Consider the following 25,147-nt stretch of genomic DNA (forward strand, 5'->3'; position numbering starts at 1 on the left):
CGCAAACCAGATAGCCCTTGTAAACCCCCGGCACAAAGCGCATATGCCCAGGTCAGAAGGCCTGCGTTTCCCGCGGGTCCTTATCCTATTCGGAGTGAACATGGCCAAGGAAGACATTCTCGAATTCCCGGGTGTCGTGAAGGAACTCCTGCCCAATGCGACATTCAAGGTCGAACTCGATAATGGCCATGAACTGATCGCAACGATGGCAGGCAAGATGCGCAAGAACCGCATCCGTGTTCTGGCAGGCGACAAGGTCCAGGTGGAAATGACCCCCTACGACCTCTCGAAGGGCCGCATCAACTACCGCTTCAAGTAAGCTGTTATCTTGCGACTGATCCTCGGATCCGCCTCGCCGCGCCGCAAAGAACTGTTGGCGCAAATGGGGATCACACCCGATCTCATCCTGCCTCCCGATATCGACGAGGATCCCCGCAAAGGAGAGCTGCCGCGCCCCTATGCGGCGCGTCTCGCACGGGAAAAGGCGCTGGCGGTAGAAGCCGGGCCTGATGATATCGTGCTTTGTGCCGATACGACGGTGGCGCTTGGGCGCCGCATTCTCGGCAAGCCCGCAGACGCGGTCGAAGCGGCCTCGTTCCTTGCGCTGCTGGGCGGCCGCCGCCATGAGGTGATCACTGCCATCGCTTTGCGCAAAGGCGCGCGGATCTGGGCGCGTGAAAGCGTCTCGGCCGTTAAGATGAAGCGGCTCTCGGATGATGAAATGAATGCCTATCTCGCCAGTGGCGATTGGCAGGGCAAGGCCGGCGGCTATGGCATCCAGGGCCCGGCCGGCGCGTTCATTCCATGGATTTCAGGATCTTACAGCGGAATCATGGGCCTTCCGGTCGCCGAAACCGCGCAGCTTTTGACGGCGGCCGGCTATCCGGTCTGGAGGCAGGGATGAAGGGACGGGTTGTTCTTCTCGATCAGATAGATGGGCGCGAGGCGGCGGCTTTGCTGGTCGACGGGATCCTGGAAGAGATCGCGATTGATCCGGCCAGCGTCGATCTGGCACCGGGCGCGATCTGCCGTGCCATTGCCGACCGGCCGGTCAAAGGGCAGGGCGGCGTTTTTGTCAAACTCCCGGATGGTGCGCGCGGGTTTCTGCGCCAGGTCTCGGGCATCGCGCCGGGCCAGCGGCTGATCGTCCAGGTGTCAGGCCCGGCCGAACCCGGCAAAGCGCTGCCGGTTTCGATCCGTGTTCTGTTCAAATCCCGTTATGCAATTCTGACGCCAGGCGCGCCGGGACTGAATGTCTCGCGCCGGATCCGCGATGAGGAGCTGCGCGCAGAGCTGGACGCCCTTGCGGGCCGTGCGATGGCCGGGGCGGCGCCTGATCTGGGGCTGATCCTCCGTTCGGTCTGTGATGCCGCGGAACCCGAAGAAATCGCCGAGGATATTGCCAGCCTGCGCGGGTTGACCGAGGCCGTGCTGGCCGATCTCAATGGCGCGCCGGAACTCCTGGTCGATGCGCCCGGGGCGCATGAGCTTGCCTGGCGTGACTGGGGTGACCCCGCACCTGATGAGGTGATCGAAGAGCCGGGAAGTTTTGCCGATTTTGGCGTGGCTGATCAGCTGGATGCGCTGACCGGGGCGCGGGTCGGTTTGCCGGGCGGGGGGCATATCTGGATCGAGCCCACCCGTGCATTGGTGGCCGTCGATGTGAATACCGGCCCCGATACCTCGCCGGCTGCCGCGCTGAAGATCAATATCGCCGCCGCGCGGGAACTGCCGCGTCAGCTTAGGCTGCGCGGTCTTGGCGGTCAGGTGGTGATCGATTTCGCGCCGATGCCCAAGCGCGACCGCAATATCCTCGACCAGGTGATCCGCGCGTCGTTCAAGGGTGGCGGCGAGACCAGCCTGGCCGGCTGGAGCGGGCTTGGCCTGTTCGAGCTGACGCGGCGCCGGGAGGGACTCGCGCTGAGTACGCTCTGGCCATGACCTGTCCGATCTGCGGTAAAAAGACCGAAGCCGCCTCGCGCCCCTTCTGTTCAAAGCGCTGTGCCGATATCGATCTCGCGCGCTGGCTGGGCGATGGCTACCGGATCGGCGGTGCCGAAGATGATCCCGCAGCTGACCTGCCAGAGGCAGAGCCGCCAGTACCGCCGGATCGGGCACACTGACCGCAGAGCCTGGCTGCCCTTTGATGCGGGCCGCCGGTCGGGCTTAGATATTATGCCGCGCAATCTGTGATTCCGGCGCAGTCAGCGAGACTGCACAGCTTCGCGCGCCATCGGCTTGCCGCCCGGTCCTCTGTGCCGCCTGTAGGCCATGCAACGGGACGCAGGGGGCAAGATCAGTAGAGCCGGTTCACCGGCGAAAAGGCGAATGGCCCGATTGCTTTCTTTTCCGGCGGAAGATGTCGCGACCGCCAATTAGGCAGCCGCGACTCCTGGCTGGCTCTGAGGCGTCTCGGATGGACCAGAGCCGCCCGACACCCCTGAGTGCCCATCCCCTGCGCGCGAGGCCCATAGTGCCCTTTCATGCGCGTCCCCGGGGCGAATGTCTGTCCCTCCTATACTCGGGCCGTTTTCTGTTTCGCTTCCTCGCGGAAACCTGACTCACGGCCTGGGAGAGATTCGCATTCCTGATCCCCCTGTCTGTGGGGATCGGCCCGGACCGGATCGCAGTTGCTGTATCCGCCCTGGTTTTCGGGTCAGCAGAGCATTCTGCGGGCGGTCGCTTGCTGCATCAGAGGCTTTGCTGTGAGAGCTGGCAGCAAAACAGCCAGTCAAAACATTGTTTCAGGACAATGATTTCGCCTTCTTGGAAACTTATTCGTTTTCCCTCTGGACAGCGCCTGACACACTCGGTATCACCCCGCCACCAAGGTTGCCCGGATAGCTCAGTTGGTAGAGCAGCGGATTGAAAATCCGCGTGTCGGCGGTTCAAATCCGTCTCCGGGCACCATATTATCCCTTGATAACTAATAATATTTACCCACTTTAGCGCGGCGCGAAGCTACAGGGAGATGGCTGTGGGTATCGCTTGGGTATCATTAGATGCGGCCCCTGCGCTCACAGGCGATCCCGCAGTGGGCGACCGCACGGTACACCCAATCACGGTTTGGGCACCCCCAAGGTGCGTCGCAATCGGCCCAAAGCCGCCTCTCGCATCATTGATTGTTGCACTACAAACCGGCCGTTCGAGTGCAACGCAGCGAAGGGGTATGCAGCCCGCTAGTTGCCGGTTCGCCAGTCGGCCTGCTTAGACTGGCAGCCGCAGCTCGCTAAAAATCGAAACACCGTACAGGTAGGGCCGCTCGCTCAGCTGCGGACGCTCTTGTATGCATTTCCAAATTGCCGAACCCGCTTGGCGGATGTCGGACGCACCCTGTGCCCCGCACGAGATCTCGCGTGACTTTTGTAGCTTCGCTAGCTACAACTACTTCATGTATGTTCTTCGAGAAGATATTGACAGACATGAGCCCAGTAAGGCTACATTTTGTGCAATTTTTGGGATGCTGGGTCCTTGGAACCGACATTTTCGAGTAAACTCATGAGAGACTTGGCGACAGAACCCAAGAAGGCTTACTGAGCTACTCCCCGGAAATCGGACAGTGACGGAAGCTACGATCTGACGTTTGCTGGTCTCCACGGACGAGGAGATCAGGCATGCGAAAACGCAGGAACCATGACGCGGGCTTCAAGGCGCGCGTGGCACTTGAGGCCATCAAGGGCGAGCGCACTGTGTCGGAGTTGGCGGCCGAATACGGCGTGCATCCGACGATGATCCATCAATGGAAGAAATCGCTGCTCGACGGGGCTGCGGACATCTTCGAGCGCGGCGGCAAGAAGCCCGCGACGGAGGTGGATGAAGAGACGGTCCGGTCATTGCACGCCAAGATCGGGGAGCTGGCTGTCGCCAACGATTTTTTGTCACGAAAGCTCAAGCCGTGGAGCGGAAAGTGAGGCGTGGGATGATCGAACGGGACCACCCTGCACTGTCGATCGGGGCGCAGTGCCGCCTGCTGTCGATCTCGCGCTCGTCGTTCTGCCACGAGCCGGCTGGAGAGACTGATCAGAACCTCGGCCTGATGCAGCTGATCGACCGGCAGTTCATGGATACGCCCTTCTACGGCGTCCGGCAGATGACCTGGCATCTGCAAAACGAGGGGCACGGCGTGAACCAGAAGCGCATCCGGCGGCTGATGCGGCTCATGCGTTTGATGCCGATTTACCAGAAGCCCAACACCAGCAAGCCGAGAAAGGGCCACAAGACCTATCCCTACCTGCTGGGCGGGCTGCGGGTCGATCGCCCCGGTCAGGTCTGGTGCGCCGACATTACCTATCTCCCGATGCGGCGGGGGTTTCTGTATCTGGTCGCCATCATGGACTGGTTCACGCGCAAAGTTCTGGCCTGGCGCATATCGAACACCCTGGAAGCGGACTTCTGCGTCGAGGCGTTGAACGAGGCCATCCACCGGTTCGGCGCGCCCACAATCATGAACACTGACCAAGGCAGCCAGTTCACGTCCTTCGCTTGGACAGATCGGCTGAAACGCGTCGGAACCCGCATCTCGATGGACGGCAAGGGGCGGTGCATCGACAATGTCTTCATCGAGCGCCTGTGGCGGTCCCTGAAATACGAATGCGTCTATCTGCATGCCTGGGAGACCGGGTCTCAGGCAAAGGCCGCAATCGGATCCTGGGTCAGCTTCTATAACCATCGGCGGCCACACACTGCCCATGGCGGGTTGCCCCCCGCCGTGGTCTACTTCAACAGCATCGAAACCGACCGGCAGGCACAGGCGGTAGCTTAAACATCCTCGAAAACTGTCCAAGCATCGGGGAGTAGCTCAATCAGCGTCAGATCGATCAACCACGGTGTCTATGGCTGGTGGTTCGACGGGCGGCTGCCTGCCGTACCGAGGGCTGGCTGCCGCAAGCGAGCGGGGAAAGACCTGCTATACATCGGCATTGCATCTCCCAGCAGTCAACCGGCTCGTTCCAGATCGCCGATGGCACGTCGTATTTGGCGAAATCATCTGCAAGGAACCGTTAGGACGTCTACACTTCGTCTATCGATTGCAGCTTTGTTGCGTACGGAATTGCATCTGGAATTCTTTCGGGACGGGCAGGATCGGGTACGCATGAGCCGCCAGCATGAAGTGCAGCTGAGCACTTGGCTGCATGAGCATGCGGCAATTTCCGTTATGCAACATGATGATCCTTGGTCCGTAGAAAAGGCCCTGATCGAAGATGGCCCGCCGCTTCCACTCAACCTGAGCATGTCCATCCATTCTTTCAGAAAGGCACTAAGCGAGCTTCGGCGTTCACTTGGGCGCAAGCCCACGCTACCCGGATAGTTAGCCACGTGCCGAGGGAACCGCCACAGGCCGAGCAGGACTGGCGCAGGACGACGAAATCGGGTGTTTCCGGAGGAACCCCTGCGGATTCTGTGCAAAGGGCGTAAAACTAGGGTCAGGACCCATTGATCTTGTGCTTTCAGCATGATTCAGGCTCGTCAAGGAGATCGATGGATGAGCAACCTATTTTGGCTGACTGAGGCGCAGATGGCGCGTCTGGCGCCCTTCTTCCCCAAGAGCCACGGGAAGCCTCGTGTTGATGACCGGCGTGTTTTGAGTGGAATTATATTCATCAATCGCAATGGCTTGCGGTGGAGAGATGCCCCTAAGGAATATGGTCCTGCGAAGACCCTCTACAATCGTTGGAAGCGCTGGAGTGACAGGGGTATCTTCGCCTGCATGATGCACGGCCTGGCGGCAGAGGCGGCTGTTCCGAAGACGGTGATGATCGATGCCACATATTTGAAGGCGCATCGCACGGCATCCAGCCTGCGGATAAAAAAGGGGGGGCAGACGACAGACGGGGGCGGGCAATCGGTCGAACCAAAGGCGGGATGAACACCAAACTGCACGCCGTGACCGACACCGCAGGACGCCCCATCCGGTTCTTCATGACCGCAGGCCAGGTCAGTGATTACACTGGGGCCGCCGCGTTATTGAGCGGCCTGCCATCGGCAGACTGGCTGCTTGCAGACCGTGGATACGATGCCGACTGGTTCAGAGAAGCCTTGAAAGACAAGGGGATAAAGCCGTGCATCCCGGGCAGGAAGTCTCGGAGCAAGCCCGTCAAATATGACAGGCGCCGCTACAAGCGCCGAAATCGGATCGAGATCATGTTCGGCAGACTGAAAGACTGGCGGCGGGTCGCAACGCGATACGACAGGTGCCCGAGGGTGTTCCTCTCAGCAATCGCGCTCGCCGCAACCGTCATCTTCTGGCTGTAAAACAATAACGAGTCCTGACCCTAGCCTCCTACGCCAATTTTGAGCCTTTCTTGGGTCTGTTTGCCTCCCGAGCGATACCCGCAAGGTATCCGTCCGACTGGCCTGAAATCGTAACGATATGAATTTGCACATATTTTTTGGAGGATTGAGCGTGGGGCAGAAAGATAGATAGTCAGAAGGTCAGGCAAATGCCGCGTTCGAGTTGGTCCCAGCGTGGTTGACAGCACGTGCGCTGCCCCCACCCAGAGGCGCGCGCCGGTCTTGCCTTGGGTCACATTGATCCCATCGCCCTCGATATCGCTCCAGCGCATCTTCAACACGTCCCCGATCCGCTGGCCGGTGCCGAGGGCAAGCTCGAAGATCAGCAGCGCGCGCCCGGTGGCCTTGGCGCGATAGGCGTCGATCATATCTTGCGGCCAAGCCTCGCGCGGCGGTGCGCCGGACTTCAGCAGGCTCACGCCTTTGGCCGGGTTATCCTCGCGCCAGCCCTGGTCAATCCCATGCTCGAAAAGGATGCGCAGCACCTGGACGATGTAGTTGGCGAATCGCACTGTCTCCGCATTGGCATCACGGGCCCGGATCACGTCCTTGCGCTGCATCCCGGCAACGTCCAGCGCTCCCAGCTTGCTTTTGATCCAGACCAGCACCTTATCGTAGTCGCGGGCTGTGCGCGGGGCGAGGCCCTTGTATCGCGGGCTGGCGTGATAGGACTGGATCAGCGCCGCGAATGTGCGCCCGGCGGCGGTCTGCGGGGCGACCAGCGCGCCGTTGAGTATCGCAGCATATTCCAGCGCGAATTCCTTGGTGCCGGGCACCGAGTTGATTTTAACCGTCTTCCAGCCTCGCCGCTGGAAATAGAGGCCTTTCGGCTTCTGGTAGACATGGGCGGGCAGGGCGCGCTTCAACGTCTAAAGTCCACCATATCGAATGCGTCAGGCGTTCCGCCTTGAGGGCCGGGTGGGGTGATTTCCATGAGGCCAGTGTTCGTGTCCCACTGGACCTTGCAGCCCATGGCAACCATTTCTTTCATCACCGCCAACCGCTCGCTCGGGCGGATAATCGGCTTCACTTCACCCATATGAACCTCCATCCGATAATGTAAATTTATTGGACATAACCACCCCTGCGACCGGCGCGGCGCTTATGTGCTGATGCGCCCCTATCATCCGCCCCCTTTCTCTCGCGCGGCGCGGGCGAACAGATCACCGGCCGCCTTCCTGCTGCGCCTCGTTGCTGCCGAATTCGCCGCGTGGTGCTTCGCGTCATAGCGAAGATGGCACCGCTGGCACCATGCGCGCAGGTTGGACCTGGCGCAGTTCTCGGGCTGGTGATCGAGGTGCGCGACGGTGAGGATGATCCTGACCAGACCGCGCGTCGGATATTCAGACCCTCGCGCCATGCCCTTGTATTCGCCGGTCTCTGCGCAATGAACTTGTCCATGCATCAGCATATAAGTGCCCACTGCGAACCCCGTCCCGCGCGAGATATATTCGCCGTTCGGTGCCCCGCACTTCTCGCACTTATTGCCGGCCGCCTCGCGCACCTCACGGCTGATCCGCTTCCAATCTGCCGGGTATCAGCTCAACGACATCGGCATGATGATGTCGCTGGGTCAGAGCCCGTTCATGCTGATGATGCAACAAGGGCAGCAGGTCGTGCAGGTCTTTGGCCAGATGCGCGCGGCTGGCATGCAGATCGGGCCGGCCATCGCCAGCGCTTTCACCTCGATGCTGAACCCGCTTTCCTTCGCCACCATGGCGGTGATCGGCTTTGGCGCGGCGGCGCTGCAATGGTTCACCGGCGCGGGCGAAAAGGCAAAGAGCCTAAGTGAAGTGATTGACGAATTGTCGTCGCGGGTTCGGGCATACCGGTCGGCGGTCGATGATACGCTGACGCCCATGGGTCAATTGCGCAAGGAGTGGGGCCTTCAGGCGGAGCAGATCCGCGAGGTCAATCAGGCGATTGCGCTTCTCGAGCGCATCCGCGCGATCCAGTCGATGACGGAAGGTGTCGCTAAGATCCGTGAGGGTTTTTCCGGGCTGAAGAGCGACCTGGACGAGATAGCAACGCTTCAGGAGGCCATTGAACAGCGCCAGCAAGCTACAGAGTTCGGCGGAGGCGACCCGGCCGGAGTACAATTTGCGCTCGAGATGCAACGAGGCATCATCGAGAGCATTCGCAATGAATATGGGCTGACGGTTGTTCAGGCGCAGCAGCTGCAAACTACTCTGGAAGGCCTGAACGCGGCGAAAGGGCCAGAGGCGCAACGTGCGGCTTTGACCGCCATGCGTCAGGTGCTCGTCCAGATTATGCAGGACAGCGAGGGCCTTCCCGCGAGTTTTACCGCTGCCGCAGAGCAGATCATCACCAGCGAGATGGCGGCATGGGAGCTGGAAAAAGCGCTACGGGATGGTGATGGCTCCGCCAGGTCTCTTGCCTCGGTCAATATGGCGGCCGGGATTTCTGCGGCCGGGGCGCAGGTGCGGATCAATGGGCGCGCCAGCAGCGCCATGCTGCCTTTCGGCACTGCAACCCTGGGCACCGTGGACGCCTATGTGCCGATTGGCGCGAACAGTTATTACACGGATGCCGATGGGGTCTATGTCCGCAGGGCGACCACGGGCGCAGGTGCAGCGGTATCGCTTCGGGCCACGGTCCCGTCTGTTGATGGGAATGTGTACCGGGTCACTGCGAAGGTAAAATCCAGTCACGCACAGACCCTGAGCCTGCGCAGCCAATGGCTGACGGCGGAAGGCACATCCGTGACGGGGGCGCTTTACGCCGCGACCGCTGTGGAAGCCGACACGCTGACCACGATCACCATGATTTTCGGGCGGGTTTCCGGGGGGCTGGTGACGCATAACGGCGGATCGCAGGCCCAGTGGAACAATGCTGCAATGCTGAGGTTCGGCGTCTCGGCTGCGAACGGCATTGCTGCGTCCACTATGAACGTTTACGAAATTTTGGTGGACGATCTGACCGGGGCGGATGCTGCGGCCAGATCCGCCAGCGGCGCGGCTGGTTCCGCCAGCGCGGCCGCAACCTCGGCGTCGTCTGCCGCCGCCAGCCAGACTGCAGCCGGCACCAGCGCGTCCGCAGCCCAGATCGCCCAGACGGCGGCAGAGACCGCGCGGGGGCAGGCTCAGACCCATGCGACCAATGCCGCAACTTCGGCCTCCAATGCCCAGGGCTCTGCCAATGCCGCCGCGATCAGCCAGGGCGCTGCCGCCACCTCGGCCACCGCTTCCGGCAACAGCGCCACCGCCGCCGCCGGCAGCGCATCGCTGGCAAGCACGAAGGCGACCGAGGCCGGCACTTATTCTGCCGAGGCGTTGGATTTCCGCAACACGGCAGCCCGCCTGATGTCGGGCGGTGTCAGCAAGAACCCGGTCTTCAACGACTGATCCAGCACCTGGCCGGCCAATATCGGTCTCAGCGCGACCGGCGGCGCGATTTCGAAGCTCACCAGCGGCATCCGCTACAACAATGCCCTCGACATGCAGGCCACCGTGCCCGGGACGAATGGTCCGACCCTGGTGCTGGGCGTCGTCAATCAGGGCCTCGACTGTTCACGCTCGCCTGCCGGCGTCATGATTCGGATGGTGATCGAATATGTCTCGGGCAATCTGGCAACCAGCGGGGCCGATATCCGCGCTGCCTGGTTCGATGGGCAGACCCGGCTCGTCGACCGCCTTCTGAAGGATCTGATCACCGCGACGACCGGCGTCGTGCAGACCATCGAGATCTACATCCCGCGCCCGGCTGCGGCGAATCCGGTGACGGCCACGGATTTTCAGCTCATCTTTCTGGCTTCGAGTACCGTTGCCGGGTCGGCGGCTTCCAATGTCCGTTTCAGGGTGCATCGCTTCGATTTCGAAGAGGTGCTGACCTCTTCCGAAACCTCGATCTACCAGCGTGCGGTCGCGGATCTCGCGGGGATCCAGTCTGCTGTGATCGGCTTCCGCGCGGTGGCGGGATCTGCCGGTGCGCTGCTGGAGCTGGTGGCGACCTCCGGCCCGACAGGCTCCACCTCTCTGGCGCGGATCTCGGCCGATAATATCCTGCTTCAGGGCACGGTGACGGCCGATTATTTAAATGTGAACTGGCTGGTCGGCGGCAGAATCTCGGCTAGCTATCTTGATGTCGACAGCCTGCTCACCATCCTTCCGGGGGCCGGCCTCAGCTATGGCAAATCCTCGGTCGCCTCGGATGAGACGGACGGGATCTATTTCGGCCATGATGGCGGCCGCTTCGGTCTGGCGGCCAGCCGCACCAATGCAGGCAAGCGGCAATCCCTGAAACTCGCGAGCTCGACGGGGCTTCAGATCCTCAATGCCCGGCATTTCGTCTCCGGTGACGCAGTGCCGACGCAGACGATCTATACCGCCTCGACCGCCGGCATCATCAATGTGCCTGCGGGCACCAGCCGCATGAGTTTTGATCTGATCGGCGGCGGCGGCGGCGGCGGCACAAGGCAGATCAGCGGCGGACAGTCGACCTGGGGTTATCCCGGCGCCGCGACCACCGTTTACGTCTATGACGGCGCCACGCTCAAACACACCTTTGTCTCGGCCGGGGGGCAGGAGGGGCGAGGTCTCAACAGTAATGGCGGCACGGTCTCGACCCATGGCGCGGCCTGGGGCAGCGGCGGCAAAGGTGGCCTGAGCGGCATCGGCGGAGTTCCATCCCAGGGGGGCTGGGCAGCGGCTGCGGTTGTTACCGACTGGATCGACGTCAGCGGCTATGCCTCGCCCCGGATCAGGGTCGTTGTCGGGGCCGGTGGCCTGCCCGGGGCGGGCGGCGCCGGCTGGAATTCCGGTGACCCGGGAACGCCGGGCCGGGTGGTCATGTCCTATAGCGCCGCGCGCGATGTGAAGGCCGATGTGCTGCCGCTGGAACCGACCGCCGTGGGCAGTTTCGTGACCACGGCCACCGGCGCCGGCAGCTTCCCTAACCTCGGGGCGGGGCTGTGGATCCTGCACCGCAACACCGCGACCAATGGCGTCGGCCTTGGCTATGTGACGCTCTCGCCAGGCAATGTGGTGCGGGCCTATCAGGATGGCTCCGCCACGCTGATCAGCAGCCAGACCCCGACTTATACAAGCGGCGAGGCCAACTGGACGGTGTTCTATTCCTTCTACGCAATGGGGAGCTGGGGATGATGCGGGTCTGGTATGACCCGGCTGATGGCCGGATCCTCTATACGATGCAGGGCGCGGCCGACCTGCCGGGCGACTATATCGAGACCGATCTGGCGGCTGAGGATCTGGGCGATCTAACCGGCTGGGCGGTGATCGGCGGCGCGCTGGTCCGGATCTCGCTGGAGCCGCTGCGGGAAGAAGCCCGGATGGCGCTGACGGCCTGGATCACCACAGCGCGCGCCCGCCTGATAACCGCGCTTCCGGGGCAGGATATGATCTATCTCGCCAAAGAGGCCGAGGCGCGCGCCTGGGTCGGGGCCACGGATCCCGATCTCGCGACCTTCCCGCTGCTCTCGGCCGAGATCGGGATCACCGCGCCGGATGCGGATCAGCTGGCGCAGCTCTGGCTCAATATGGCCGATCTCTGGCGGATGGCTGCGGCAGGCCTCGAGGCGCTCCGCCTCTCGACGCAGGCCGCCATCGCCGAAGCCCAGACCCCCGAAGACATCACGGCGGCGCTCGCCGTGATCACCGCTTAACCCCGTGAAAGGAGACAATAATGGCCACGCCCAAAGACACCAACGCCCTCGACATCGCCCAACTTGACGCGCTGCGCGTCAACATCGAGGCGCTCCCGGCCGAGATCGACGGTATCGATCTTTCACAGCCCCGCCAGACTGCGCTGATCCAGCTCGATCAACTCGCAACTTCGGTCAAGATCCTTCGCAAACTCAGCACCTGAAGAGAAGAAACATGGCCCGCAAACCATCGTCCGCCACGAAGCCCGACCATCCCGTCCCTCCGGGCATCGCAATGCCGGCAGTCTATACCAACCATGCCCATGTCTCCAGGGCGGGCGGGGTGATCCGTCTCACCATGAGCGAGGCCATGGACGGCCAGATCATCCCCCGCTCTGCACTCCTGATCACCGTCGATCAGGCGCAGGAGCTGCAAAGCCTCATCGGACAGGCACTGTCGGCGCTGACGCCGAGGGCTGCCGAAGCAGTTTGTTCTGTCACTGAAGCTGGCTGAAAGGCCCAGCTGATGCACTGACCGGCCTCAAGGGAGGCCAGAGGGGGCGGCAACCCGTAGCTTTGAGCCCATAGCCGCCGTTCGTTCTATCTCAGGAACTGAGATAAGCGATGATCCTGGAGGAGAGCTGCATCGTACATTGCAAACACCGAGTTTGCGAATGGTGTGCCAATCACATCGCTCCTTTCAGCGATTATCTTTGCCAGACCGGTCGCAGCGGGACGTTGTTGCGCGTCAATCACCATGACAGCCGGTCCATTCTCACCTTGAAAGTGGATGAGTGCGACCGCACAGCGACTTAGCGGGCCCTCCTCCTCGTCCTCTCCCCAAGGCCCTACTATTAAATCGAAATTCGCAGGATGCGTCGCGAGTGGTGCGCCGGGCGTCCATTGCATGAAATATGACGCCAGGGTTCCGGCATCTTTCAGGTGTAGATAGCCCGAGACCTGACGACTAATGCCGCCACAGCATTCACATGTTGACATGTGTTCTTCCAAGGGCTCTGCGATGAGATCGCCTGCCTGGATGTGTAAATTATCAAAATACTGTCGTTGCTGCTCGTTCATGTGCTCTCTGGTCAAGAAGTTGCGTCTAACCTGCAAAGGTCAACGTAGCCGCACTCATCCTGAAGTAAAGGCGCCGACCGTCCACTTCGTCCCGCATAGCAGTCACGCTACCCAACAGGAACCGGGCTGACGCCGGGTGTTTAACCCTGACTTTAAGAGGGCGTTCAACCCGTGCCGGGAAGGGCGCTCAGGCCCCGGTTTCTAAAAGTCGAATGGTGCAGGTTTGGGTGTCAAACAGTGCAACTTTCGCTGTCACGCTACAACCCACATGCTTCACAAAGTGATTGATGAACCCGGGTGACATCATTGCTTGACATGACAAAGTAAATCAGTCAGGAATGCCCGCAGATCAGCCAGGCTCTTCGCGAGCGCAGCCATAAACTCTCTTAGAGGCGATGGAGAAGACCATGACCCGACCTGCAACGGGCGACCGGCTTCCTTTGGCGGAGATGCTGCGCCAGGCGGCGGCCGGAACGGCCCCTTCGGCGGCACTGGAAGCTCTGATCGAACGCGTAGGGGCAGTGAAATGAACGCCCATACCGAGACCGCTCTGACCCCCTGGCTGCAAAATGACGCGACGCCGGTGCATGATGCGCGTGTGCTGACGGATGGTGGTTCGCTGGCCAAGATCGTGCTGGATGGCCAGGTTTACACCCTGCGCATCACGCGCCAGGGCAAGCTGATCCTGACCAAGTAACCTCCTGCTTTCACGGGCAAAGTCTGCGGGCTTTGGCAGATCAGACATCTATTGAGCAACCAGTCCTGAATGGCGGGGGAATCCGCCTCAGACTTTCCCTCGTCCGGCAGCTCTCCCTCGTGCTGCCGAACGGGGGAATTTTATGTGTGGCAAAGGGATACCGGTGGGGACCTGGCTGGATCCCACCGGGTCAGCCACCGGTATGACTCATATGCCGGCTCATCTGACCCCGGATCAGACCCTGTCCCGCCTCAGGGGAGGCACTGTCTGCCTGGCGGCCATAGTCGAAATCATGGCCCTTGGGCTTGCGGGCAATCGCCTCGCGGATCGCGGCCTCCAGCGGCGCCGGATCGTCCGGATGCAGGCGCAGCGGCGCGCGCAGATCGGCCATATCCTCCTGTCCGAGGCACATGTAAAGCTCACCGGTGCAGGTCAGCCTCACCCGGTTGCAGCTTTCGCAGAAATTATGCGTGAGTGGGGTAATGAAGCCGATCTTTTGTCCGGTCTCATTGATCCGGACATAGCGCGCCGGGCCGCCGCTGCGTTCCAGCAGATCGGTGAGGGTGAAGCGTTCCGCCAGCCGGGCGCGCAGCGCACGCAGGCTCCAATACTGGTCGAGGCGGTTTTCCTCGCCCATCTCGCCCATCGGCATCACCTCGATGAAGGTGAGGTCATGGCCTTCGCGGGCGCACCAGTCGAGTAGCGGGAACAGTTCGTCCTCGTTAAAGCCTTTCAGGGCCACGGTATTGATCTTGACCCGCATCCCGGCGGCCTTTGCGGCAGAGATGCCGTCAAGCACCTGGGCCAGCCGCCCCCAACGGGTGATGGCGGCGAATTTCTCAGGCACCAGGGTGTCGAGCGAGACATTGATCCGCTTCACCCCCAGATCGGCCAGTGGCTGCGCGAAACGGGCAAGCTGGCTGCCATTGGTGGTCAGCGTCAGCTCTTCCAGAGCGCCGCTTTGCAAATGCCGCGCCATCGCCTCGAAAAACGTCATGATGCCGCGACGGACCAGCGGCTCGCCGCCCGTCACCCGCAGTTTCGACACGCCAAGCCTGATAAAGCCCGAACAAAGCCGGTCCAGCTCTTCCAGCGACAGAAGCTCGGCCTTGGGCAGGAAAGTCATATGTTCCGCCATGCAATAGGTGCAGCGGAAATCACAGCGATCCGTCACCGAGACCCGCAGATAGCGGATGGCGCGCGCGAATGGGTCGATGAGCGGAGCCGTGTTGTTCATCTGATTAAAATAGGGGCGGCGGGCCTGTGCCACAAGCTGCAATCGCCGGCCAATCGGGGAGTTGCAGGCAAGGGGCGGGACGCCTATTCTGCCCTTATGATGAAACGCGCCCTTCTCCTCCTGTCGCTGTCCCTGGCTGTGCCGGGATGTTCCGTTTTCGAAGGGTTCGGCAAAGGGCGTGACGCCCCTGCGGCGAATCCGGGCCTTGCGACCGAATTCGCGCCCGCGGTCACGACCACCGCACTCGGGGCGAGCGGTCACAGCGCTGCGGCGCTGGACAAGACCTCGGATGCGGAAAAGGCGGCAGCGCTTGCCAAACCGGTCGCTTCGGGCGAACGCGAACTGGGCAAGGCGGTGGTGGCTCTCGGGCCGCCCGCTGAAACCGGCCTCTGGGTGCAAAGCGTGCTGGTCCAGACCAAAGGTCAGGGCCGGGTCGTGGCCCCTGGCGGGAAATCGCTCGCGGTCGAGCTGCGCCCGGGCAGTGGCGGCGCGCTGATGTCGCTTTCGGCCTATCAGGCGCTTGGCCTGCCGCTGACCGGCCTGCCCGAGCTGACGCTTTACGGCAACTGAGCCGCGCGGGCTTCAGTCGGCTATTTCATAGGGCAGCAGATCGCGGGTATTCGGATCGACCCTGAGCCGGCGTTCCAGCGGCGGAACCGAGCGCTGGTGGCAATTCATCCGCTCGCAGATCCGGCAGGAGATCCCGATCGGCTCGAACCGACCGCGCGGGTCAAGTCCATCAGAATAGACCAGATCCGGCGCATGCTGGATCTCGCAGCCCAGGCCAATCGCATAACGGCGCACCGGCGCGAGGAAGGCGCCGGCGGGTTTTGAGACTTCGCGTGCGAGGTTCAGATAGCGCACCCCATCCGGCGTTTCGACAAATTGGCGCAGGAATTTCCCAGGCGTTTCAAAGGCCTGGTGTACGTTCCACAAGGGGCAGGCGCCGCCGAACCGCGCGAATTGCAGCCGTGTCGCGGAATGACGCTTGGTGATGGTTCCGGCCTGATCGACGCGGACAAAGAAGAACGGGATGCCCTTGGAGCCCGGCCGCTGCAGGGTCGAGAGCCGATGCGCCACCTGCTCGATCGAGGCACCAAAGAGATCGGCAAGCCGCTCCAGATCATGGCGTGTCTCGCGCGCGGCCTGCAAAAATGCGCGGTAGGGCAAAAGTGCGGCCCCGGCAAAGTAATTCGCAAGCCCGATCTTGGCGATATCGCGCGCCTCGGGCGTCGAGAACCGCGCCAGATCCAGCGTCGCCTCCAGCAGGTCATTCTGGGTGATCAGCGCCAGCTGGTGCAACAGCTGAAACCGCTGCGTCGCGTCCTGGGCCTGGCCCGAGATCACCAGCCGCCGCGTTGACGGGTTGTAATGGCGGACAGGCACGCCGGCCTCATAATGCAGCGAGACGCCGCGCTGGCGCAGCAGATCCTGGGCCAGCCGTACCACATCGCGCTTTGGCTCTGCCGATCCGGCAAAGATCTCGGCGGCGCGGTCGACCGCATCGATATAGTTGTCACAATAATGGAAGAAGTCGCGGACCTCTTCCCAGGGGCTGGGTTTCAGCCCGATATCCTCGCGCCCCAATGCCTCATCCAGCGAGGCCAGCCGCTCATGGCTTTGCCGGTAGGCACGGTGCAGGTCGAGAAACGCCCGGGCTAAGGCCGGCGCATTCGAGGCCGCAAGCCGCAGATCCGCCAGCGGCGGGTTAGAGGCGGTGAAAACCGGATCTGCCAGCGCCTCGCGCATATCGGATACCAGCCGCTCGCTCTCGCCCACCGTCAGCTCGGTGACATCGAGCCCGAATTCCTGCGCCAGCGCCAGCACCACCGCTGCCGAAACAGGGCGGTGATTGTTCTCCATCTGGTTCAGATAGGGCAGCGAGACGCCAAGCTTGTCGGCAAAGGCCTTTTGCGTCAGGCTCAGCCGCCCGCGGATCTCGCGCAGCTTCACCCCGGCATAGAGTTTTTGCGTGGCCATATCGGGCTCCGTATTTGCAAATCGCAAGTTCTATTTGCAAAGACAGGTGGTCAAGCGGATTCGCCGCCTGCTGGCGCTATCATCTCGCAGAATCTGGTGCTGCCCATCGCCCGACAGGCAGGGGCAGGGTGGTCTGATGATTTCCATAAAGGACCCGCCCATGGCACAGATCGAAATCCGCCCGCTCCGCGCCTCGGATGAACCCGAATGGCGCCGCCTCTGGGCCGATTACCTGACCTTTTACGAAACCTCGGTGCCGGAAGAGGTGTACCGATCCAGCTTTGAGCGCCTCCTCGGCGACGATCCACAGGATTTCTCGGGCCTGATCGCGCTGGTCGATGGCAGGCCGATGGGGCTCACGCATTTCCTCTTCCACCGCCATGGCTGGAAGATCGAGAATGTCTGCTATCTGCAGGATCTCTATGTTGCCCCCGAAGCGCGCGGCACCGGCCTCGGGCGAAAACTGATCGAAGAGGTCTACCGGATCGCCGATGAAAAAGGCGCCCCCGGTGTCTACTGGCTGACGCAGGAGTTCAATACCACCGCCCGCCAGCTTTATGACCGCATCGCAAAAGTGACGCCCTTCATCCGCTATTCGCGCTGAAGAGCCTCATTTTCTGCCTCTGAATACTCCCGGGGGGCGGGGGCTGGCCCCCGCCTCTGCCATCATCCGGCAGCTCAGCCGTTGCCGCGCCGCGTGAACAGCCCGGCATCCTGCGCTGCACGTCGCAGGGCGTTGGATTTATTGACAGTTTCCTGGTATTCCGCCTCCGGGTCGCTGTCATAGACAACGCCGCCCCCGGCCTGGATGTAGAGCTTTTCATCCTTCAGCACCGCCGTGCGCAGGGCGATACAGAAATCCATCTCGCCATTGGCCGCGAAATAGCCGCAGCCGCCGCCATAGACGCCACGCTTTTCCGGCTCCAGCTCGTCGATGATCTCCATCGCCCGCACTTTCGGTGCGCCCGAGACCGTGCCCGCAGGCAGCCCCGCCAGCAAGGCTGACAAAGCATCCTCGCCCTCGCGGATCTGTCCCACCACATTCGAGACGATATGCATCACATGCGAATAGCGTTCGATCACGAATTTCTCGGTCGGCCGCACGGTCCCCATCTGCGCCACACGGCCCACATCATTGCGCCCCAGATCCAGCAGCATCAGATGTTCGGCCAGCTCTTTCTGATCGGCCAGCAGATCGGCCTCCAGCGCATTATCCTCTTCCACCGTCGCGCCGCGCTTGCGGGTTCCGGCGATGGGACGGATCGTCACCTCGCCATCCCTGAGCCGCACCAGGATTTCGGGGCTGGCGCCGACCACCTGATAGGGGCCGAAATTGAAGAAGAACATGAAGGGCGACGGGTTCGTGCGCCGCAACGACCGATAGAGCGCGAAGGGCGGCAGCGGGAAATCCATCGTCCAGCGCTGCGACGGCACCACCTGGAAAATATCACCGGCGCGGATATAGTCCTTCGCTTTCGCGACCGCTGCCTTATAGCCGTCATGGCTGAAATTCGAGGTCAGCTCGCCCGAGATCGCCACACCGTCGATCTCGCGCTGCACTGCCGGCGCCCGGTCAAGATCGCGCAGCGCATCCATCACCCGCTCGGCCGCCTGGGCATAGGCTGCGCGGGCAGAGACGCCCTTTTCATACCAGGCCGGCGCCACCACGATCACTTCGCCGCGCACCCCGTCCAGCACCGCCACGACCGAGGGGCGCATCAGAACCGCATCGGGCAGGCCAAGCGGATCAGGATTCACATCCGGCAGATGTTCCACAAGCCGGATCATGTCATAGCCAAGATAGCCGAACAGCCCGGCAGATGCCGCCGGCAGATCATCGGGCATGTCGATATGGCATTCGGCGATCAGGGCGCGCAGCGTGTCGAGCGGATGGCCTTCAAGCGCGGTGAACCCATCCGGATCAAACCGCGCCGAGCGGTTGATCTCGGAGGCTTCTCCCCGGCACCGCCAGATCAGATCGGGCTTCATGCCGATGATCGAATAGCGACCACGCACCTCGCCGCCGGTCACCGATTCCAGCATGAACGTGTCTTTGCGCGCCTCGCCAAGCTTGAGCATCAGCGAGACCGGCGTATCCAGATCCGCAGCAAGCCGGGCCCAGATCAGCTGGTTTTTCCCCTCTCCCCAGGCTTTCTCGAAGGCGTCGAAGGAGGGTTCCAGTTTCATTGCAGGCTCGAATTCACTTGGTTGATGGCGTTTTGATTGAGGGTCATGCCCGCTTTATCCGCAACGCTGGTGGTGAAGGCGGTGAAAGCATCTTGGGCGACCGCTTGTTCAAGCTGCGAGGAAATCGCGGCTTTCAGTGCTTCGGCCTCATCGCCGGTTTCCGCTGCAGCGGTCACGTGATCCAGCCGCAACAGGCCGATAAAGCTGCCTTCCTCGATCAGTCGGATATCACCGGCCTTCATCGCGAAGGCGGCTTCCAGCACCGAGGCCGGGATGTTTTCCGTCGTGGCCCCGTCGCGCGAGGTCTCGGCCACGGTCTCGACCGTGCCCAGCGTCGCGAAATCGGTGCCGCTTTCGGCGGCGGTTTTCAGTTCCAGCCCGCGCGCATCCAGTGCGGCGCGAAGGTTGCTTTGCTGCAGCGCCGCCAGCACTTCAGACCGAGCCTCGTCAAAGGGGATCGGCGTCGGCGGCACCATCTCGACGAATTCCAGCGCCACGACACCGCCGTCATCCAGCGTCACCGCCTCGGGGAAGTCGCCTTTTTTCAGGGCACCGGCAGCTGCGCGGAAGGCCTGATAGCCTTCGAGCTTGTTGCCGGTCTGCGCGCCCGGACCGGTGGCGATATAATCGATCTGGCCCAGTTCCATCCCGGTCTGGGTGGCAAGCTCGTCAAGGCTGGCGCCGCCGGCAAGGAGGTCGTCGATCTCGTCGATCTTATGATTGATCTCAAGGCGTGCGGCTTCCAGCTTCACTTCCTGGGCAAGATCGTCATGCGCTTCTTCAAATGTGGTCTCTTCGCCCGGCAGCACGCCGTTGATGCGGAAGAGGGCCGGACCAAGCGATGTTTCTGCCGAAATAACCGCGCCTTCGGCTGCGGCAAAGACCTCGGCCCCCGCCGAACCGAGTTCGGTCTCCGAGACATCGCCCATATCGACCGCAACCATCGACAGGCCGCGTGCGGTGACGAGATCTTCGAAAGTGGCCTCGCCGGCAGTCAGCCGCGCCAGCGCCGCTTCGCGCGCTGCGTCATCGGGATAGACCAGCCGCTCGACAAGGCGGCGCGGCGGGATCACGAATTCCGAAATCCGCGCGTCATACATCTTGCGAATCGCCGCCTCATCGACCGGCAGGCCAGTGGCGATGGTTTCCGGGAGCAGCACGGCATAGCGCAGCCGCTTTGATTCCCCGCGGGTGAATTCAGCGATATTGGCGTCATACCAGGCCTTCAGCGCCGCCTCATCGGGATCGGTCAAGGGGGCGGTGAGGCTGGTTTCCGTCAGCCGGATCAGCGAGAAGCCGCGTCGCTCTGCCACCCATTTATAGATCGCATCGGTGGTGGCCTCGGGGGCGGCAAAGCCGCCGGTCACCGCGCCGGACAAAAGCGCGCGGGCCGCATCACGACGCAGGCTTTCCTCGAAATCGGCCTCGCGCCAGCCGGCACGGCTCAGCGCCTCACGGTAGACGGTACGATCAAAGCTGCCGGAACTGCCGATAAAGGCCCGTTCTTTCATGACTTCCTGTGCGACAGTCGCGTCGCCCACCGAAAGCCCTGCCGAAAGCGCCGCATTGTCCAGAGCTGCGCGGGTCACAAGGCCCGCAAGCGCCTGGCGATCGATGCCAAAGCTGATCGCCTGCTGCACCTGAATTTGCGTGCCGAATTGCTGCGACAGCTTTGCCGCCTCGTCGCGTACGGCCTGGGCGTAATCGCGCACCGGAATGTCGATCTTGCCGACCGAGCCGATGGAATTGATGGTGCCGCCGAAATTGCTGACACCAAAGCCGCCAAGCCCGAGGATCAGCATGCCGGTCATCAGCCAGGTCAGGGCCGAGGTGCCCTTGTTCTTCTTTTTCGGCTGATCATCAGGGCTTTTGGCCATGTCGCGGGCTCCGGTCAGAACATTTGCGCCTGTCTAAGGGCAAGCGGGGTGTGGGGCAAGGGCAGGGGCGTCACGCTTTCGCGGGAGGCGGGTGCGTCAGGGCCGGAAGTCTTGCAGCCGGCGGAACATTTCGGCAATGCCATCGCAATCGATATTGGCGAAAGCGATGCGGATCTGGCGGCGGCCGGCCTCGGAGCCTTCGGGCGTAAAGAAGGTGCCGGGCAGCATCAGGATGGCGCAGTCATCGACAAGCCGACGGCACAGATCATCCGAGGCGAGGTCGAACGGGTGTTCCACCCAGGCAAAATAGGCGCCGCATCCCATCAGCACCCAGTCGGGTAGCGCAGTGAAGCCCTCAACCATCGCCGCGCGCCGTTTCAGGATTTCCTGACGCTCGCCCTCGACCCAGGAGCCGAGGTTGCGCATGCCCCAAAGCGCCCCGGTCTGCCCCAGCTGGTTCGGGCAGATGGCGATGGTGTCGAGCACTTTCTCGATTTCCGTGAGAAGCGCGGCAGAGGCGACAATCGCCCCCACGCGGTGGCCGGTCATCCGGTAGGCTTTCGAAAAGCTGTAAAGCTGGATCACCGTCTCGCCCCAGGCGGGATCTTCGAAAAGATCATGCGGGCGCCCGCCGGTCTGCGGCGAATGGCGGCTGTCGAAATCGCGATAGGTCTCGTCGATCACAAGCGCGATGCCATGCGCGCGGGCAAGATCAAAAAAGGCCCTGAGCGTGGCGGACGGATATTCGACACCGCCGGGATTGTTCGGCGTGACCAGCACGATGGCACGGGTCTTCGGTCCGATCAGCGCCGCTGCTGCTGCCGGGTCCGGGATCAGCGATGCCCCGGTGTCCAGCACACAGGTGGTCACGCCGCTCATATCGAGCCACATTTTATGATTGAAATACCACGGCGTGGGCAGAATGACCTCATCTCCCGGGCCGGCAAGCGCGGCGAGCGTCGCGCAAAAGGCCTGATTGCAGCCCTGGGTGATCGCAACCCGGTCCGGAGCAATCGTGCCGGAATAGGCGCGGGAAAACTGAGCCGCGATCTCTTCGCGCAGCGCCGTCATGCCCAGAACCGGCCCATAGAGATGCGCGTCAGGGTCATTCAGCGCGGCATCGGCGATGGCCTGGCGCAATTCCAGCGGCGGGATCTCCAGCGGCGCGGCCTGGCTTACATTGATCAGCGGACGGTTCGCAGGAAAGCTCTTGCCCTGGATCCAGCGTCGCGCCTCCATCACCGGAGGCAGTTCGGTTGCGCCAAGATTTGAATTTAGCGGAAGAGACATGGCCGGCTCCTGTGCCTGATGGCTGATGTGGAGCGGGGGGCTGCCCGCCCCCCGGGCCCGTTTCGGGCCGCCCCCGGATGCTCTCAGGGGGTAAACAGCGCCTTTGAGGCGCAGGAGGGAGACGGAACGCCCCCGGTCCCGATCAGTCGGTGCCGCGATAGGGCTGCACGTATTGCAGCGCCATATCCCAGGGGAAGAAGATCCAGGTGTCTTGGCTGACCTCGGTGACATAGGTGTCGACCTGCGGCTTGCCATGCGGCTTGGCATAAACGGTGGCGAAATGCGCTTTCGGGTAAAGCCTGCGCACCAGTTCCAGCGTTTTGCCGCTGTCGACAAGATCGTCGACGATCAGGATACCGGCGCCGTCTTCCATCAGCTCGGGCTGGGGCGATTTGGTCACCACCGCCGAGGCCTGGGCCTGGTGATTGTAGCTTTTCACGCTGATCGTATCGATCACGCGGATATCGAGCTCGCGCGCCACGATCATGGCCGGCACCAGCCCACCGCGTGTGATCGCCACAACGGCGCGCCACTGGCCGCCCGCGCCCGGGCCCTTGCCGTCCAGCCGCCAGGACAAAGCGCGTGCATCGCGGTGGATCTGGTCCCAGCTGATATGGAACCCTTTCTCATGTGGCAGGCGGTCAGCGGCCATTGGCGTCCTCTGGTCAGGTAGCGGCGATTTTAAAGCTGAGTAGGGCGAGTATGCCGCCGAAACACCGGTCGATTACGGTTTTCAGCCGGGCATAGGCGCGGCGGGTGCGTTCAAGCGAGAAGAGCCGCGCAATCAGAAGATTGAAGAGAACCTCGTTAAGGAAGACCGCGATCAGAAGCGCGGTCAGCCAGGGCCAGGTGGTGCCCGGCGGCACGGTGCCGACAAAGATGGCCCCGAAAAACACCGCCGCCTTGGGATTTGAGAACTGGGTGGCAAGCCCGAGCCAGAGCGCGGCCAGCGCGCCGCGCGGCGGCTGACCGCTGTTATCGCCCAGGGGTTCGGGCGCGTGGCGCCACATATTGAACGCGATCCACAGAAGGAACAGCGCGCCCGTGATCTTGAAGCCCCAGAACAGCGCCGGGGCGAGTTTGAAAAGCACCGCCAGCCCGAAAAGCGCTGCCAGTGCCCAGAACACCGCCCCGAAGCCGATGCCGCAGGCGAGAAAGAAGCTCGTGCGCATGCCCTCGGTCACAGCCGTTCTCGCTGTCATCAGAACCGCCGGGCCCGGAGAGGCCGCGGCGATCAGATGCAGGAAATAGGCTGCAAGGAATGCGCTGAGGCCCATCTCAGTCCTTCTTGCCGGTCACAACGTCGATATCGGGGGCATCAATCGCCTTCATGCCGACGACATGATAGCCCGCATCGACATGCAGGTTCTCGCCCGTGGTGCCGCTGCCCAGATCCGACAACAGATAGAGCGCGGATTTCCCGACCTCTTCCTGGGTCACATTGCGGCGCAGGGGCGAATTCAGCTCGTTCCATTTCAGGATATAACGGAAATCGCCAATGCCGGAAGCCGCCAGCGTCTTGATCGGACCGGCCGAGATCGCATTGACGCGGATCCCGTCACGGCCGAAATCTTCGGCCAGATATTTCACCGATGCCTCCAGCGCCGCTTTGGCCACGCCCATCACATTGTAATGCGGCATCACCTTTTCGGCGCCGTAATAGGTGAGGGTCAGCATCGCGCCGCCCCGTCCCATCATTGCGCCTGCGCGCCGGGCCACAGCGGTAAAGCTGTAGACCGAAATATCCATCGACATTGCGAAATTGGCGCGGCTTGTATCGGCATAACGCCCGCGCAATTCGTTCTTGTCGGAAAAGCCAATGGCATGAACCACGAAATCAATCGTGCCCCATTTTGCCTTAAGCCCGTCGAACAAAGCATCGAGCGATTCTTCGCTTGCCACATCACATTCGAACAGAAGCGGCTCACCCAGGCTGGAAGCCAGTGGCTCAACCCGTTTTTTAAGCGCTTCACCCTGATAAGAGAAGGCAAGTTCGGCGCCCGCTCCTGCCAGTGCCTGGGCCACGCCCCAGGCAATCGATTTGTCATTGGCAAGGCCCATGATCAGCCCGCGTTTGCCAGCCATCAGTCCGGTTGACATTCCTGGTCCCTCGCACACCTTTACGGTTTGATAGCGTTGACGTTTAGGCGGAAAGGCGGTCTGCCGCAAGGGCGGGAGACCGTTACCGTTGACGTAAGAACAGGAGCGGGCATCGATGGAACGGACCGGAATATTCAAAGGCGACGATCCTTTTGCGATCGCGCGCAGCTGGCTGGCCGAAGCCGAAGCTTCAGAAATGAATGATCCGAATGCGATTGCGCTGGCGACGGTGGACGAGGCGGGGCTTCCGGATGTGCGCATGGTGTTGCTGAAGGAAATCGCGGCCGAATCCTTTGTCTTTTATACAAATTATACTTCGGTGAAGGGGCGCGAGATCGAGGCTTCGGGCAAGGCGGCTTTCGTTCTGCACTGGAAAAGCCTGCGCCGGCAGATCCGCGTGCGCGGCACGGTCACGCGCGAGGAAGGCCGGGTCGCCGATGACTATTACCGGAGCCGCAGCCTGACGAGCCGGCTTGGCGCCTGGGCCAGCCGGCAATCACAGCCCTTGTCCTCGCGTGAGGCGCTGATGGCCGAAGTGGCAAAAGTTACCGTGACGAAAGGGCCGATTCCGTCGCGGCCGCCATTCTGGGGCGGATTTCGCATCACGCCGCTGGAGATCGAGTTCTGGGCAGATGGCGCTTTCCGCCTGCATGACCGGTTCCGCTGGAGCCGTATCGGGGGCGATGACGTGGAGGGCAGCGAAAGGGTTGCAAGCGGTTCGGGCGATTGGACAGTCCTGCGGCTCAACCCCTGATAAGTGCAGAAAAAGGTAAACAATTCTGTCGGAT

26 protein-coding genes, 1 tRNA gene and 4 pseudogenes are annotated in these 25,147 nt (G+C 62.2%); 18 read left to right on the plus strand and 13 right to left on the minus strand.

Annotated elements, in window-relative coordinates:
* The first annotated feature begins 100 nt into the window (after positions 1-100).
* The 8 genes and pseudogenes from infA (at position 101) to BLW25_RS04455 (ending at position 6,252) form a co-directional block, all read left to right on the plus strand.
* Positions 101-319 carry a translation initiation factor IF-1 gene (gene infA / locus BLW25_RS04420; RefSeq protein WP_045389309.1) on the plus strand — a complete coding sequence of 73 codons (219 nt, stop codon included), beginning with the start codon at positions 101-103 and terminating at the stop codon, positions 317-319.
* Between the two features lie 9 nt (positions 320-328).
* Positions 329-904: a Maf family protein gene (locus tag BLW25_RS04425; RefSeq protein WP_092896688.1), complete on the plus strand. Its 576-nt coding sequence runs from the start codon at positions 329-331 to the stop codon at positions 902-904.
* Complete coding sequence (locus BLW25_RS04430; protein WP_092896690.1) at positions 901-1,941, plus strand: ribonuclease E/G; 1,041 nt, start codon at positions 901-903, stop codon at positions 1,939-1,941. The genes BLW25_RS04425 and BLW25_RS04430 overlap by 4 nt, the downstream gene beginning before the upstream one ends.
* Positions 1,938-2,123, plus strand: a complete 186-nt coding sequence (locus BLW25_RS04435; RefSeq protein WP_092896692.1) for a DNA gyrase inhibitor YacG — start codon at positions 1,938-1,940, stop codon at positions 2,121-2,123. The genes BLW25_RS04430 and BLW25_RS04435 overlap by 4 nt, the downstream gene beginning before the upstream one ends.
* A gap of 711 nt (positions 2,124-2,834) precedes the next feature.
* Positions 2,835-2,910 (plus strand) — tRNA-Phe (locus BLW25_RS04440).
* A 704-nt stretch (positions 2,911-3,614) separates the two neighbouring features.
* A pseudogene (locus tag BLW25_RS04445) lies at positions 3,615-4,762 on the plus strand (IS3 family transposase).
* Between the two features lie 54 nt (positions 4,763-4,816).
* Positions 4,817-5,308 carry a GIY-YIG nuclease family protein gene (locus BLW25_RS25305; RefSeq protein ID WP_366268255.1) on the plus strand — a complete coding sequence of 164 codons (492 nt, stop codon included), beginning with the start codon at positions 4,817-4,819 and terminating at the stop codon, positions 5,306-5,308.
* A gap of 174 nt (positions 5,309-5,482) precedes the next feature.
* Positions 5,483-6,252 (plus strand): annotated as a pseudogene (locus tag BLW25_RS04455) (IS5 family transposase).
* Between the two features lie 20 nt (positions 6,253-6,272).
* Here the strand turns inward: BLW25_RS04455 and xerC are convergent.
* From xerC to BLW25_RS04470, 3 genes are all read right to left on the minus strand, one after another.
* Positions 6,273-7,157, minus strand: a complete 885-nt coding sequence (gene xerC, locus BLW25_RS04460; RefSeq protein ID WP_092896696.1) for a site-specific integrase — start codon at positions 7,155-7,157, stop codon at positions 6,273-6,275.
* Complete coding sequence (locus tag BLW25_RS24240) at positions 7,154-7,330, minus strand: hypothetical protein (RefSeq protein ID WP_171909474.1); 177 nt, start codon at positions 7,328-7,330, stop codon at positions 7,154-7,156. The genes xerC and BLW25_RS24240 overlap by 4 nt, the downstream gene beginning before the upstream one ends.
* A gap of 84 nt (positions 7,331-7,414) precedes the next feature.
* Positions 7,415-7,795: a hypothetical protein gene (locus tag BLW25_RS04470; RefSeq protein WP_216279330.1), complete on the minus strand. Its 381-nt coding sequence runs from the start codon at positions 7,793-7,795 to the stop codon at positions 7,415-7,417.
* Here BLW25_RS04470 and BLW25_RS04475 point away from each other — a divergent pair.
* From BLW25_RS04475 to BLW25_RS04495, 5 genes are all read left to right on the plus strand, one after another.
* Positions 7,707-9,656, plus strand: a complete 1,950-nt coding sequence (locus BLW25_RS04475; protein WP_290438662.1) for a phage tail length tape measure family protein — start codon at positions 7,707-7,709, stop codon at positions 9,654-9,656. The two genes, BLW25_RS04470 and BLW25_RS04475, sit on opposite strands and share 89 nt — an antisense overlap.
* A 93-nt stretch (positions 9,657-9,749) precedes the next feature.
* Positions 9,750-11,414 (plus strand): hypothetical protein, encoded by a 1,665-nt coding sequence (locus BLW25_RS04480; protein ID WP_092896704.1) that lies wholly within the window; start codon positions 9,750-9,752, stop codon positions 11,412-11,414.
* Positions 11,411-11,932, plus strand: coding sequence for a hypothetical protein (locus BLW25_RS24245; protein ID WP_092896706.1), 522 nt, complete (start codon positions 11,411-11,413; stop codon positions 11,930-11,932). The genes BLW25_RS04480 and BLW25_RS24245 overlap by 4 nt, the downstream gene beginning before the upstream one ends.
* Before the next feature lie 20 nt (positions 11,933-11,952).
* On the plus strand, positions 11,953-12,135 hold the full coding sequence (locus tag BLW25_RS04490) for a hypothetical protein (protein ID WP_092896708.1): 183 nt from the start codon (positions 11,953-11,955) through the stop codon (positions 12,133-12,135).
* Positions 12,136-12,146: 11 nt separating this feature from the next.
* Positions 12,147-12,425 carry a hypothetical protein gene (locus BLW25_RS04495; RefSeq protein ID WP_092896710.1) on the plus strand — a complete coding sequence of 93 codons (279 nt, stop codon included), beginning with the start codon at positions 12,147-12,149 and terminating at the stop codon, positions 12,423-12,425.
* Between the two features lie 86 nt (positions 12,426-12,511).
* Here the strand turns inward: BLW25_RS04495 and BLW25_RS04500 are convergent, their stop codons facing one another.
* Positions 12,512-12,991: a hypothetical protein gene (locus BLW25_RS04500; RefSeq protein ID WP_092896712.1), complete on the minus strand. Its 480-nt coding sequence runs from the start codon at positions 12,989-12,991 to the stop codon at positions 12,512-12,514.
* Between the two features lie 407 nt (positions 12,992-13,398).
* On the opposite strand from BLW25_RS04500, the gene BLW25_RS25195 reads away from it, so the two are divergent.
* Together BLW25_RS25195 and BLW25_RS04505 are read left to right on the plus strand one after the other, a co-directional pair.
* Entirely contained in the window at positions 13,399-13,521 is a 123-nt protein-coding gene (locus BLW25_RS25195; protein ID WP_283177623.1) for a hypothetical protein, read from the plus strand.
* Positions 13,518-13,688 (plus strand): hemin uptake protein HemP, encoded by a 171-nt coding sequence (locus BLW25_RS04505; RefSeq protein ID WP_092896714.1) that lies wholly within the window; start codon positions 13,518-13,520, stop codon positions 13,686-13,688. The genes BLW25_RS25195 and BLW25_RS04505 overlap by 4 nt, the downstream gene beginning before the upstream one ends.
* Positions 13,689-13,878: 190 nt before the next feature.
* Here BLW25_RS04505 and moaA read toward each other — a convergent pair whose 3' ends face one another.
* Positions 13,879-14,925: a GTP 3',8-cyclase MoaA gene (gene moaA, locus BLW25_RS04510; protein ID WP_092901503.1), complete on the minus strand. Its 1,047-nt coding sequence runs from the start codon at positions 14,923-14,925 to the stop codon at positions 13,879-13,881.
* Positions 14,926-15,024: 99 nt separating this feature from the next.
* Here moaA and BLW25_RS04515 point away from each other — a divergent pair, with 99 nt between their 5' ends.
* On the plus strand, positions 15,025-15,495 hold the full coding sequence (locus tag BLW25_RS04515) for a hypothetical protein (RefSeq protein WP_143040437.1): 471 nt from the start codon (positions 15,025-15,027) through the stop codon (positions 15,493-15,495).
* A 12-nt stretch (positions 15,496-15,507) separates the two neighbouring features.
* On the opposite strand, the pseudogene BLW25_RS25485 reads toward BLW25_RS04515, so the two are convergent.
* Together BLW25_RS25485 and BLW25_RS25490 are read right to left on the minus strand one after the other, a co-directional pair.
* Positions 15,508-16,302 (minus strand): annotated as a pseudogene (locus tag BLW25_RS25485) (short-chain fatty acyl-CoA regulator family protein); the annotation flags it as partial.
* Positions 16,303-16,394: 92 nt separating this feature from the next.
* Positions 16,395-16,905 (minus strand): annotated as a pseudogene (locus BLW25_RS25490) (helix-turn-helix domain-containing protein); the annotation flags it as partial.
* Between the two features lie 160 nt (positions 16,906-17,065).
* Between BLW25_RS25490 and BLW25_RS04525 the strand changes: the two are divergent.
* Entirely contained in the window at positions 17,066-17,509 is a 444-nt protein-coding gene (locus BLW25_RS04525) for a GNAT family N-acetyltransferase (RefSeq protein WP_092896720.1), read from the plus strand.
* Positions 17,510-17,583: 74 nt separating this feature from the next.
* On the opposite strand, the gene trpE is transcribed toward BLW25_RS04525, so the two are convergent.
* From trpE to fabI, 6 genes are all read right to left on the minus strand, one after another.
* Entirely contained in the window at positions 17,584-19,092 is a 1,509-nt protein-coding gene (gene trpE / locus BLW25_RS04530; protein ID WP_092896722.1) for an anthranilate synthase component I, read from the minus strand.
* The gene (locus BLW25_RS04535; protein WP_092896724.1) at positions 19,089-20,969 is read right to left on the minus strand and encodes a peptidylprolyl isomerase; all 1,881 of its coding nucleotides are present in this window, start codon (positions 20,967-20,969) and stop codon (positions 19,089-19,091) included. The genes trpE and BLW25_RS04535 overlap by 4 nt, the downstream gene beginning before the upstream one ends.
* Before the next feature lie 96 nt (positions 20,970-21,065).
* The gene (locus BLW25_RS04540; RefSeq protein ID WP_092896726.1) at positions 21,066-22,259 is read right to left on the minus strand and encodes an aminotransferase; all 1,194 of its coding nucleotides are present in this window, start codon (positions 22,257-22,259) and stop codon (positions 21,066-21,068) included.
* 142 nt (positions 22,260-22,401) lie between these two features.
* A complete protein-coding gene (gene gpt, locus BLW25_RS04545) occupies positions 22,402-22,911 on the minus strand; it encodes a xanthine phosphoribosyltransferase (RefSeq protein ID WP_092896728.1) in 510 nt (169 codons plus the stop codon).
* 13 nt (positions 22,912-22,924) lie between these two features.
* A complete protein-coding gene (locus BLW25_RS04550; RefSeq protein ID WP_092896743.1) occupies positions 22,925-23,536 on the minus strand; it encodes a LysE family translocator in 612 nt (203 codons plus the stop codon).
* A gap of 1 nt (position 23,537) precedes the next feature.
* Entirely contained in the window at positions 23,538-24,359 is an 822-nt protein-coding gene (gene fabI, locus BLW25_RS04555; RefSeq protein WP_092896745.1) for an enoyl-ACP reductase FabI, read from the minus strand.
* A 115-nt stretch (positions 24,360-24,474) separates the two neighbouring features.
* Between fabI and pdxH the strand changes: the two genes are divergently transcribed.
* On the plus strand, positions 24,475-25,113 hold the full coding sequence (gene pdxH, locus BLW25_RS04560; protein WP_092896747.1) for a pyridoxamine 5'-phosphate oxidase: 639 nt from the start codon (positions 24,475-24,477) through the stop codon (positions 25,111-25,113).
* Positions 25,114-25,147: the final 34 nt, after the last annotated feature.

This window comes from Rhodobacter sp. 24-YEA-8 (assembly GCF_900105075.1).
In the GTDB taxonomy this organism is placed as follows: domain Bacteria; phylum Pseudomonadota; class Alphaproteobacteria; order Rhodobacterales; family Rhodobacteraceae; genus Pseudogemmobacter.